The 12,007-nt window shown below is 39.0% G+C and carries 7 protein-coding genes; 3 read left to right on the top strand and 4 right to left on the bottom strand.

What is annotated here, in order from left to right; genetic code table 11:
- Positions 1-37: 37 nt before the first annotated feature.
- The 4 genes from DB891_RS02175 to DB891_RS02190 form a co-directional block, all read right to left on the bottom strand.
- Complete coding sequence (locus tag DB891_RS02175; protein ID WP_116760110.1) at positions 38-739, bottom strand: CoA transferase subunit A; 702 nt, start codon at positions 737-739, stop codon at positions 38-40.
- A gap of 457 nt (positions 740-1,196) precedes the next feature.
- Positions 1,197-3,515 carry a penicillin-binding protein 1A gene (locus DB891_RS02180; RefSeq protein WP_116760112.1) on the bottom strand — a complete coding sequence of 773 codons (2,319 nt, stop codon included), beginning with the start codon at positions 3,513-3,515 and terminating at the stop codon, positions 1,197-1,199.
- Between the two features lie 8 nt (positions 3,516-3,523).
- On the bottom strand, positions 3,524-4,003 hold the full coding sequence (locus DB891_RS02185; RefSeq protein ID WP_116760114.1) for a gliding motility lipoprotein GldH: 480 nt from the start codon (positions 4,001-4,003) through the stop codon (positions 3,524-3,526).
- Positions 3,987-5,423 (bottom strand): PSP1 domain-containing protein, encoded by a 1,437-nt coding sequence (locus DB891_RS02190; RefSeq protein WP_116760116.1) that lies wholly within the window; start codon positions 5,421-5,423, stop codon positions 3,987-3,989. Before DB891_RS02190 ends, DB891_RS02185 begins: the two co-directional genes overlap by 17 nt.
- Positions 5,424-5,777: 354 nt before the next feature.
- On the opposite strand from DB891_RS02190, the gene DB891_RS02195 reads away from it, so the two are divergent.
- The 3 genes from DB891_RS02195 to DB891_RS02205 all read left to right on the top strand — a co-directional run bounded on the left by DB891_RS02195 (position 5,778) and on the right by DB891_RS02205 (position 11,941).
- Positions 5,778-8,165, top strand: coding sequence for an arylsulfatase (locus DB891_RS02195; protein WP_116760118.1), 2,388 nt, complete (start codon positions 5,778-5,780; stop codon positions 8,163-8,165).
- Between the two features lie 279 nt (positions 8,166-8,444).
- Positions 8,445-10,793 carry an arylsulfatase gene (locus DB891_RS02200; RefSeq protein WP_189337083.1) on the top strand — a complete coding sequence of 783 codons (2,349 nt, stop codon included), beginning with the start codon at positions 8,445-8,447 and terminating at the stop codon, positions 10,791-10,793.
- A gap of 119 nt (positions 10,794-10,912) precedes the next feature.
- A complete protein-coding gene (locus DB891_RS02205) occupies positions 10,913-11,941 on the top strand; it encodes an HAD family hydrolase (protein ID WP_223256030.1) in 1,029 nt (342 codons plus the stop codon).
- Positions 11,942-12,007: the final 66 nt, after the last annotated feature.

The raw sequence follows: 12,007 nt of genomic DNA on the forward strand, positions 1-12,007 counted from the left end.
TTCTGAAATCTAAAATCTGCAGTCTAAAATCTGCAATCTATTCTCTTGTCCTAGTTGTACGTTGCTCAATTCTTTTCTCGTATTGTTCTCCTTGAAAGATGCGTTGTACTAAAATTCCCGAAATATGAATTTGGTTGGGATCTAATGTTCCGGCTTCGACCAATTCTTCTACTTCGGCCACGGTGATTTTGGCGGCGCCACACATACACGGGTTGAAGTTTCTGGCGGTTCCCTTGAAGATGAGGTTTCCTGCGGTATCGCCTTTCCACGCTTTTACTATGGCAAAATCGGCTTTGAAGGCGTGTTCCATAATGTGCATTTTGCCATTAAATTCACGAACTTCTTTACCTTCGGCTACTTCGGTTCCGTAACCTGCTGGGGTGAAAAAGGCAGGGATTCCTGCTTGTGACGCTCGGCATCTTTCGGCCAATGTTCCTTGTGGGATGAGGTCTACCTCAAGTTCCCCGGAAAGCATTTGGCGTTCGAATTCGGCATTTTCTCCCACGTAGGAAGAAATCATTTTTTTGATTTGTTTTTTTTGTAACAACAAACCGAGTCCAAAATCATCTACACCGGCATTATTGGAAATGCACGTCAGATTTGTGGTCTCTTTTTGAACTAATTCGGCGATGGAGTTTTCGGGTATGCCACACAATCCGAAACCACCAAGCATAAGGGTCATTCCGTTTTCTATTCCTTGTAGTGCCTCTTGAACGGTATTTACTTTTTTGTTAATCATACTGATTTATTTAGAACTATATCGATTTCTTTAATTTTTGTAAAATTAGGTCATTTTTTGTTTTCTGTGAAGTATTATTATTTAAAGCATTAAAAAGGGGACTTCAATTGAAAATAATTAATGGATAAAGCAAACTTAGTAAAATAATCGCATTGATTTGTTTTCAATTTTTATTAAATAGGGATAAACAAGAAGAACCATTTTAGAAGTTCTAAAATGGTTCTTTGAATAGCCTTGTAGGTGTTCCTGTATTTTAAAAATAAAATAGGATGGTTTGCAGGATTTGCGTGAGGGATAGACGGAAGCTACCGAAGTAGCCCATCCCGATAATTATCGGGAAGCCCGACCGCAATAAAAAAAAGGCCAACTAGCACGTAAGCTGAGTTGGCCTTTTTTTTTATTGTGGTCACGCCCTAATGATTCTGAAAAAGAGAGCTAGTGACTTGAAAACTATTTTTTATAATGCAAATTCCTCGGTGTCCTGTTCGGGAGTAGCGGTGGTATCTTTGACTACGGCTGCTCGAGGAGTATAACAATCTACTTTGATGGAAAGATTGGATGGTCTTTCGAAAGGTTCTTTGGATATATTTAAGGCTTTGTCCTCGTAGCATTTATTCATATAATATCCCCAAATTGGTAACGCTGTGGCAGCTCCTTGTCCGTACGTAAGCGTTTTGAAATGAGACGAACGGTCTTCACAGCCTACCCAAACACCTGTTACTAGGTTGGGAACCATTCCCATGAACCAACCATCGGATTGATTTTGTGAGGTTCCTGTTTTTCCTGCTATTGGATTCGTAAACATATACGGATATCCTGTCCAACGTTTGTCTCCGTTTCCTCCATTTTGAGTTCTCAATCTGGCTCCAGAACCCGTTTCGGTTACCCCTTCCAATAATTTAATTACGGCAAATGCAATGTCTTTGTTCAAAACATCATGGGATTCCGGGATGGGTTCGTAGATTACTTCACCACTTTTATTCTCTATTTTTGATAAAAATTGAGGTTTCGTATAAACCCCTTGATTGGCAAATGTACTGAAGGCTGCCACCATGTCTTCTACGGTAATTTCTACGGCGCCCAAAGCAATGGAAGGCTGGTTGATGATTTCGGATTTTACTCCCAATTTATGGGTTAATTCGATTACGGCTTCGGGACCCACTTTGTCTATCAGTTTTGCCGAAATGGTATTTATGGATTGAGCCAAAGCTTGCTTTAAGGTTACCATTCCGCGGTATTTGTTATCGGAGTTTCTAGGTTCCCAATCTTCGGTTACATGGTGACGTCCAACACGAATGATAAAGGGACCATCTAAAATAGAGTCGCAAGGAGACATGTTTAATTGTTCGATTGCCGTTGCATAAACAAAAGGTTTGAAGGTAGAACCGACCTGTCTGGCTCCTTGTCCTACGTGATCGTACTGAAAGTATTTGTAATTGATACCTCCAACCCACACTTTTATATTACCCGTTTGTGGTTCCATAGACATGACTCCAGCTTGTAAGAAGTGTTTGTAATAACGAATGGAATCCATTGGGGTCATGATGGTATCTCTTTCGCCTTTCCAGGTAAAAACCGTCATTTTTGTCTTTTCGTTGAATGATTTGATGATTTCTTCGTCGCTTTTGTCTTGTTCTTTCAAGATGGACCAGCGGCTAGAAGATTTCATGGCTTGATTCAGAATACGTTGGGTTTCTGCTTGAGAAATGTTTACAAAAGGGGCGTTTTTATTGTCTTTTGCCTGAATAAAAAACTCTTCCTGCATGTTTTCCATGTGAGCAGCTACAGCTTCTTCGGCATAGGCTTGCATTCTGGAATCTATGGTGGTGTAAATTTTAAGACCGTCTTTGTAAATATCGTAATCGGAACCATCGGGTTTCTTGTTTTCTTCTACCCATTTTTTCATGTAATCACGTAGATACTCCCTAAAATAAGTAGCCGTTCCTTCTCTATGACTTTCTAGTTTGAAATTCAGCGTGATAGGCAAGCTTTGTAATTGTGCTTTTTGGTCTTCGGTAATGAGGTTTGCTTTTTCCATTTGCGATAGCACCACATTTCTACGGTTTTTTACGCCTACGGGGTTTTTTACGGGGTTGTAAAGTCCCGAGTTTTTAAACATTCCCACTAATATTGCCGATTCATCAATGGTTAAATCTTTGGGCTCTTTAGAGAAATAAGTTTTCGCGGCAGAGCTAACCCCAACAGAATAATTTCCAAAATCATACACATTGCAATACATGGCGATGATTTCGTTTTTGGTGTATTGGCGTTCCAATCGAATGGCGATGATCCATTCTTTCATTTTTTGAACGATTCGAAAAGGTAAAAACTTAGAGCCTTCTCCGTGAAATAATTGCTTGGCCAATTGTTGAGATAAGGTACTGGCTCCTCCGCTTGTTCCCAAACTGGCAATGGCTCTTAGCGTTCCTCTTCCGTCAATTCCAGAGTGTTCGTAAAAACGAGCATCTTCGGTGGCTACCAAGGCTTGAACGAGATTTTTTGGCAAATCGGAATATTTTAATGCAGAACGGTTTTGTTTGAAATATTTACCCAAAACGACCCCGTCTGAAGAGATAATCTCTGTAGCCAAATTAGAATCTGGATTTTCTAAATCTTCAAAAGAAGGCATGGAACCAAAAAGCCCCCAAGATGCAAACAGGAAAAATAATGCAATCGATCCCATTCCGTAAAAGAAAATCTTCCAAAATTTCTTGGAATAATATTTTACATCTTTCTCGATGCCTTTTGTCTGTGTGTTATTTTTTCTAGTAGCCATATACTAATCTATTCTTTTTTTTCTATTCTAAAGCCAACTTCTGTGATTCCGTCTAAAAGGGCAACCCCGGGAACTTTTCCGGTTTCTCTCACCACTTGTTTGATGTGTACTTTGTATTTCCCTCTAAATCGCACATTTTCTTTGTAGTAGAGTTTGCTTTCTTTGAGATCTGTAAATCCATCGCCGAGTAATGTCCCGTCCGGATTGGCCATTTGGTACTCTAAAGTGTCTACTTTTGTATAACCGTTTGGACTCTCTAAAGACACAATTAAAAAAATATTGTTGTATTTGTAATTGTTATTGTCTCTTAAATTCACAAATAAATCGTAGCGTTTTGTTGAATCCAAAACGGGTAAATCAAAAGTTACAATACTGTCTTTGTTCCAGGCACTACCTACAGATTTGTACTCGTCAAAAACTCTTTTTTTATCACACGAAAAAAGGAGTACTGTCACTAAAAGTAGTAAAACACTATTCTTTATTCTCATTCTTTTTAATAATTATAGGTTTTCTAGGTTGTTCTGGTTTACTCTCGCTTGTAGCTGGACGGTTAGGGTTAGGCTTATTGCGATTGTTGTTTTTATTCCTATTGTTATTGCGATTCTCTTTGTTCGGATTCTCTTTGTTCGGATTTTCCTTATTAGGGTTTTCTTTGTTCAGATTCTCTTTACTGGGATTATTTTCTTTGCTGATAACGTTTGCCTTTTGAATGCTCGGAGGATTGTTTTTTTGAATAATTGGTTTGTTCGCACTGTTGGGAACAATCACATTTTCTCCAGCAATTCTTGGTTTTTTGTTTGGTTTTTTCTTCCTTTTTGGTTGGTCGAAACGCGTTAAACTTTCCTGACCCATCGCATTGTTGAAATTTTGCTCTGGCTCTACGATCAGTTCGATAGCATAATCTTCTAAAGAAGAAACTTTGTTTTTCAGTTTGTTTTCGGCGATAATTTCTTTGACCTGATCAATCTTTAAAATATGCCAGTTCGCAAAATTATTGGTATAGGCAAACCACATTAATCCTTTGAAAATGTCTTGTTTTTGACAAATAGCGTCTCCTTTTTCGGTAACTAATTTGGTATCGAACTCTGGAAACTCCTTTAGGGCATCCATGTAAGTGTCGAGTTCATAATTCAAACAGCATTTCAATTTACCGCATTGACCCGCCAATTTTTGTGGATTTAAGGATAATTGTTGGTAACGTGCTGCCGAGGTGTTCACACTTCTGAAATCTGTTAGCCAAGTAGAACAACATAATTCTCTACCACAAGATCCAATTCCGCCTAAACGAGCCGCTTCTTGGCGGAAACCTACTTGTTTCATCTCGACTCTGGTACTGAATTCCTTGGCAAAGTCTTTGATTAAAAGTCTAAAGTCGACTCTGTCATTGGCCGTGTAGTAGAATGTTGCTTTTGATCCATCGCCTTGAAATTCGATGTCCGAAATTTTCATTTCCAGTTTTTGGGCAATGGCAAGTTCACGAGCTCTTACTTTCATAGGTTCTTCCTTGTCTCTAGCCGTAGACCAAATATCAATGTCTTTTTGAGTGGCTTTTCGATACACTTTTGGAACTTCATTGCTTAAATGATTAACCCCTTTTTTCTTCATTTGAATTTTTACCAATTCTCCTGTAAGTGTAACGATTCCTATATCATGTCCGGGTGAGGCAACAGTTGCCACAATATCACCCATACTCAATGTTAATTTTTCGGTATTGCGGTAAAATTCTTTTCTGCCGTTTTTAAAACGGACTTCAACACAGTCAAAAGGAGCTTCTCCGTTAGGTAAACTCATGTTAGAAAGCCAGTCAAAAACGGTTAATTTATTGCAGCTATCGGTGCCGCAAGTCCCATTATTTTTACAACCCTTTGGTGCACCACCATCTGAAGTTGAACAACTTGTACATGCCATAATTTTATATGTAGTATTGCGATTAACGCAATTTAAGTTCTTAATATGTTTAATCCGTAAAGGTAGTATTTTTTTAGTTTATGTTACAAGGGATGAAAATGGCAAAAAATCATAAAATTATACTAAAGAAACAGGATATAATTAAGATTAGAATTTGTTTTTCTAATGGGCTTAGCGAAAGATTTTGTTTTTAAAGGTTTTAAATTATTTGGGTTTAATTTAAATAGTTGATAATGAGCTTTTTTTTGGATAAAAAATAGTTTGTATTTTATGTTTTAACACTAAAATATTTATCTTTATAAAACCCTTTCCAAGGGTTTATTCTTATTTTGTAAATTTTAAATTTAATTAATTATGAATCAAAAAAATCTAGTAGCAATTGTTGTTACAGTATTGCTTTCTTACTGTAGTTATGCACAGCAACCCGCTTTCAAGGGCGAAGTCAAACTCGATGTCCGCGACTCCAAAGCAGATTGGGCTCCTTTCATTCGTAAAAAAGCCCCAGAGGGATCGCCAAATATCCTGTTCATTCTTTATGACGATACTGGATTAGCGGCTTGGTCACCTTATGGCGGAAGAATCAATATGCCAACCATGGATAAATTGGCTGCCGATGGATTAACCTATACCCAATGGCAAACAGTTGCGCTTTGTTCTCCAACCCGTTCTTGTATTAACACGGGTCGTAATCATAACCTTAATGGAATGGGGGTTATTACCGAAGGTGCGAACGGATTTCCTGGATTCAGTTGCCAATTGCCTGCACAAGCGGCAACTATGGCTCAAATATTGAATGATAATGGATGGAGTACTTTTTGGTTAGGAAAAAACCATAATGTACCAGAAACGGATCTTTCGGCGGGTGCCAATAAAAGCCAGTGGCCGTTGCAACAAGGTTACGATCGTTTTTACGGTTTTATTGGTGGAGAAACCAACCAGTTTTATCCCGATTTAACAGAGGACAATCACGCTATCGAAGCGCCTTATGGCCCAGAAAAAGGATATCATTTGTCCAAAGATTTAGCAGACCAAGCCATCAAAATGATTGGTGATCAAAAATCAGCCAATCCTTCCAAACCTTGGTTTATGTGGTATTGCCCTGGAGCCAATCATGCGCCTCATCAAGCACCACAGGATTACATTGCCAAATACAAAGGAAAATTTGATGATGGCTATGAAGCGTATCGCAAATGGGTTATGCCTCGTATGATTGAAAAAGGTATTTTGCCAAAAGGAACTAAATTGACTGAATGGAACCCAATGCCAAAAGATATGGCAAATCCTGCAGATGCAGTGCGCCCGTGGGAATCATTGAGTGCAGATGAAAAGAAATTGTTTTCCCGTTTGTGCGAAGTATATGCTGCTTTTTCAGAATATACCGACGCGGAAATTGGTCGAATAGTTGACTATTTGAAAAAGACGGGTCAATATGAAAATACCGTTATTATGTATGCCTCCGATAATGGAGCATCTGGAGAAGGTACGCCAAACGGTTCGGTTAATGAAAATAAATTCTTCAATGGTTTTCCAGATGATTTAGCCGAAAACATGAAGTTGATCGATGAGTTGGGTGGGCCAAATACCTACGAACATTATCCAACAGGATGGGCTGCAGCCTTATCTACTCCTTTCAAAATGTTCAAGCGTTACTCCAATTATGCTGGAGGTACAGATTGTCCATTAACCATCACTTGGCCAAAAGGAATTAAAGCTAGAGGTGAAGTACGTAATCAATACCACCATGCGGTAGATATCGTTCCAACGATTCTTGAAATTTGCGGACTTGAAATGCCAAAAGTTTACAAAGGTGTTGAACAATATCCTTTATCTGGAGTTTCTATGAAGTATTCCTTTGATGCAAAACCAAACGATCCTACACAAAAACACGTACAGTATTTTTCTATGTTGGGTACTCGTGCCATTTGGCAAGACGGTTGGAAAGCAGTTGCAGTTCACGCACCATTGACAGACAAAGGGAAATTCGATCAAGACAAATGGGAATTGTATAATGTTGAAGCAGACCGTTCAGAGTCTGTTGACTTAGCCAAAAAGAATCCAGAAAAGTTAGAAGCATTAAAAAAATTATGGTTAGAGGAAGCTCTTAAAAATCAAGCATTGCCTTTGGATGACCGTACTACTATGCAAATTGTAACTATAGAACGTCCAACTGAAGAAGTAGCAAAAGACAGCTATACCTATTATCCTCATACAAGCCAAGTGCCTGAAGCAGTGGCTGTAAGTGTTAGAGGGAAATCATTTAAGATTGTTGCCAATGTTGAAATTACAGCTGCTGCTAAAGGTGTAATTTTTGCTCATGGTTCTCGTTTTGGAGGTCATAGTTTGTTTATAAAAGACCACAAATTGTACTATGTGTATAATTTCCTTGGAATCAAAGAACAACAATTGGTTTCAACCGAGACATTACAACCCGGAAAATATACTTTTGGTATGGAGTTTACCAAAGAAAAAGCGGGTGAACATGGAGAATCACTAGGTACAGCCAAATTGTATATCAATGACAAAGAGGTTGCCACTGGTACAATGACTGCACAAGTAGGTAAATTTACCCTTGTTGGTGATGGTCTTTGTGTAGGTTTTGACAGTGGAGATCCAGTAAGCAAGCAATATAACTCTCCTGGAGAATTTGAAGGTGGTGAGATTAGCTTTGTAACTGTGAATACAGGTAAAGAACAATATCTTGATTTAGAGCGAGAAGCCGCAAGAGCTTTTAGTAAGGAATAAATCTCTTTTAACTGAACGGCATTGTTCAGTAGTATTTTTAACAAGACGGTCATCTCCCGATAGCAATTGGGATTGGTGGCCGTTTTTTTTATGAAAGTCAGTAGTTTTGACAGTAATTTTCTTTAAATAGTTTGTTGCATAAATGCCAAAAGTAAGACACTTTTTTCTTTCTTTATTACAGGCTCAATTAACCTAATAAGCAGTAGTATTTTCCGTGTTATTTGAAAATATTTTGTTAATTTAGCTTCTTTAATACTTAAGGTAAAAATGAACTATAAAATGAAATTCAAAACCAAAATCACATCGTTACTGCTCGCAGTCATGACTGCGGTAACATTCAGTTCCTTTGGACAGGATAAAGCAGTTAAAGAAGACCCCCGCATGGCAGGCTTCAAAGGGAAAATCGCAAAATCATTTGCCGACTCCAAAGAAGACTGGCCTGAACGAAAAAAAGCACCAGCAGGCGCACCTAATATCATGATTATCTTGTTGGATGATGTAGGTTTTGCTCAATTAGGTTGCAACGGCGGTTTAATTGCTACGCCAAACCTGAATAAGCTAGCTGACAATGGTTTGAATTATACCAACTTTCACACTACAGCACTTTGTTCGCCTTCACGTGCTGCACTAATGGCGGGTCGTAATCACCACTCCATTGGTTTGGGTAGCCATGCACTTACTGCTATGGGATTTCCTGGTTACAATGGTATGATTCCTGAATCTGCTGCCAGCGGTGCAAAGATGTTACAGGAGAATGGTTATACTAATTATGCCCTTGGAAAGTGGGATCATACTCCATTATGGGAAGTTACGGGTAGCGGACCATTTAATGGATGGCCTAGTGCCGAAGGATTCGACCATTATTATGGCTTCATGACTGCCGACATTCACAACTTTGTACCTGTTATGTACAATGACCATTGGCCTACCAACCCAGCTGTGGGTAAGCCCGATTACAATATAAACAATGATATGGCAGACCGCGCCATCTACTGGCTTACTGCTCATCAGTCGATATCTCCAAACAAACCTTTTATGATGTTTCATGCTACGGCAACATTGCATGCGCCGCATCATGCTTCTCAAAAATACCTTGATATGTACAAAGGAAAATTTGATATGGGTTGGGATGCTGCACGGGAACAGATTCTGAAAAACCAGATTGAAAAAGGAATTCAGAAACCGGGTACCAAATTGGCAGAACTTCCAAAAGAAATTGAATCATGGAAAAACATACCTGCTGATAAAAGAAAAATGTATGCACGCCAGATGGAAGCAGCAGCGGCCGCACTTACAGAAGCGGATAACGAAATAGGTCGCATCATAGCTACTTTGGAAAGAACAGGGCAGTTAGAAAATACCTTGATTTTTGTTACCTCTGATAACGGAAGTAGTGGCGAAGGTGGATTAGAAGGCTCTCACAATGAAATGAAAGTTTTAAATGGTATTGGTTTGACTGCTTATGAAGAGAATAAGAAATTTTATGACCAATGGGGAACTACCGAAACGGATAATCACTACCACGCAGGTTGGGCTGCTGCAGGAAATACTCCGTATAAATATTTTAAACAAACCGTTCATAATGGTGGAATGACCGACGGATTGATTGTACATTGGCCAAAAGGGATCAAAGCCAAAGGAGAAATTCGCACACAATTTCATCACCTTATTGATATTATTCCTACCATTATGGATGTGTCCGGTGTAGGTTTCCAGGAAGAAGTAGATGGCGTAAAACAAATGCCTTTTGACGGTGTGAGTATGAAATATACTTTTGATGATGTAAAAGCACCCACTAATCACCCTGTACAATATTTTGAGCAATTAGGAAGCCGTGCTATTGTTGACCACGAATGGAAAGCAGTGGCACTTCACGGAGGACGATTGCCATGGATAATAGGAGGAACTTTTGATTTTGAAAAAGACGATTGGGAATTATACAATCTAAGCAATGACCCTACTGAAACTAAAAACTTGGCAAAATCGAATCCTGCGAAATTAGAAGAATTAAAAAAGAAATTTGACGAAGAAGCCTGGAAATACAATGTGTATCCACTTTATGATGATTTAGCATTTCGTCTTAAAAATGTAACCGATCGTATTCATCCACCTACCGAAAAATTATTTACCTATTTTGCTCCCGGAGCAGAGTTTATTGCCGAAGCAGCTGGGCCACCGGTAAAAAATCGCAACCACACCATCACAGCAACTATGGAAACTGATGGGCAAACCGATGGCGTTATCACTGCCAGTGGTGGGTATTTTTCTGGATATAGTTTGTATGTAAAAAACAATATTGTTACCTACGGTTACAATTATTATGATGAAAAATACTTCTCCATTAAAGCCAGTAAACCATTAACCGCAGGCAAGCATGAAGTAAAAGTGATTTATGAAGCTATTGCAGGTGCTACACCTCAGGCTCCAATTGGCAAAGTCACACTTTATGTAGATGGTGTACAGGTTGGCGAAGGGACAATTGACAATGTAGTTTTGGGAAAATACTCCATCTCCGAACCGTTTGATGTGGGCGTTGACAATGGAGGTTCTGTTATTCGTAAAGAATATACAGCGCCTTTTAAGTTTAGCGATAACTTAGATAAAGTGGTGTTTGAGTTGAAAGATTAATCTTTAACAAAATCATTCTATTCAATGTTAAGGATATAGAAATTTTTGAACAACGGTCATCTTCCGAAAATTATCGGCAGATGATCGTTGTTTTTTTATAAACCCTCTTAGTAATAAAAATGAAACACAAAGTTAAATTCGCAACACTGTTGCTCGTAGCATTTATGTTGGGTTGCAATCGACCACAAACAAACAAAGAAACCGCAAAAATCGAAGCCGATAAAGATACCGTTCTGCTTCCTTCTTGGAGTGAAGGCACATCAAAACATTCCATCATAAATTTTGTAACCAACACAACCAAGGAAGGCAATTCAGATTTTGTTCCTGTTGCCGACCGCATTGCCTGCTTTGATAATGATGGTTGCCTGTGGGCAGAACAACCGATGTATTTTCAATTGGCGTTTGCTATTGACCAGATAAAAGCGATGGCTCCCCAGCATCCGGAATGGAAAACGAAACAACCTTTCAAAGCATTGCTTGAAGGCGATATGAAAACAGTAATGGCAGGTGGCGAAAAAGCACTGCTGCAAATTGTAATGACTACCCATTCCGGAATGACCACCGATGAATTTGATAAGACAGTAAAAGACTGGATGGCAACTGCCACACATCCTAAAACGGGCAAACATTATAATGAGATGGTCTATCAACCAATGGTGGAATTGCTGAATTACCTGCGTGCCAACGGCTATAAAACATTTATCGTCTCTGGCGGTGGCGTTGACTTTATGCGTCCGTGGGCGGAGTTGGCTTATGGAATTCCTCCTTACCAAGTGGTAGGAAGTTCAGGTAAAGTGAAATACGAAGTGGTAGATGGTAAGCCGGTTTTGCAAAAACTTCCTGAAATTAATTTCATAGATGATAAAGAAGGAAAGCCTGTTGGTATTCATCAATACATTGGCAAGCGCCCTGTTTTCACTGCAGGAAATTCCGATGGTGACTATGCCATGCTGCAATACACAAGCGCTTCCACAGCGCCTCATTTTGGAATGATTATACATCATACGGATTCCGTTCGTGAATATGCTTACGATCGTAAATCTTCCATAGGGCATTTAGAAAAAGGATTGGATGATGCGGCAAAATACAACTGGCTGATTGTAGATATGAAAACCGACTGGAAAAAGATTTTTTCGTTTGAGAAATAAGTAATTTTTGTATAATGATACTCATCCAAGAGCTTAGTCAATGTCATTGAGCCAATTACTACTTAA

Origin of the sequence: Flavobacterium laiguense, from assembly GCF_003097655.1 — a bacterium.
In the GTDB taxonomy this organism is placed as follows: Bacteria; Bacteroidota; Bacteroidia; order Flavobacteriales; family Flavobacteriaceae; genus Flavobacterium; species Flavobacterium laiguense.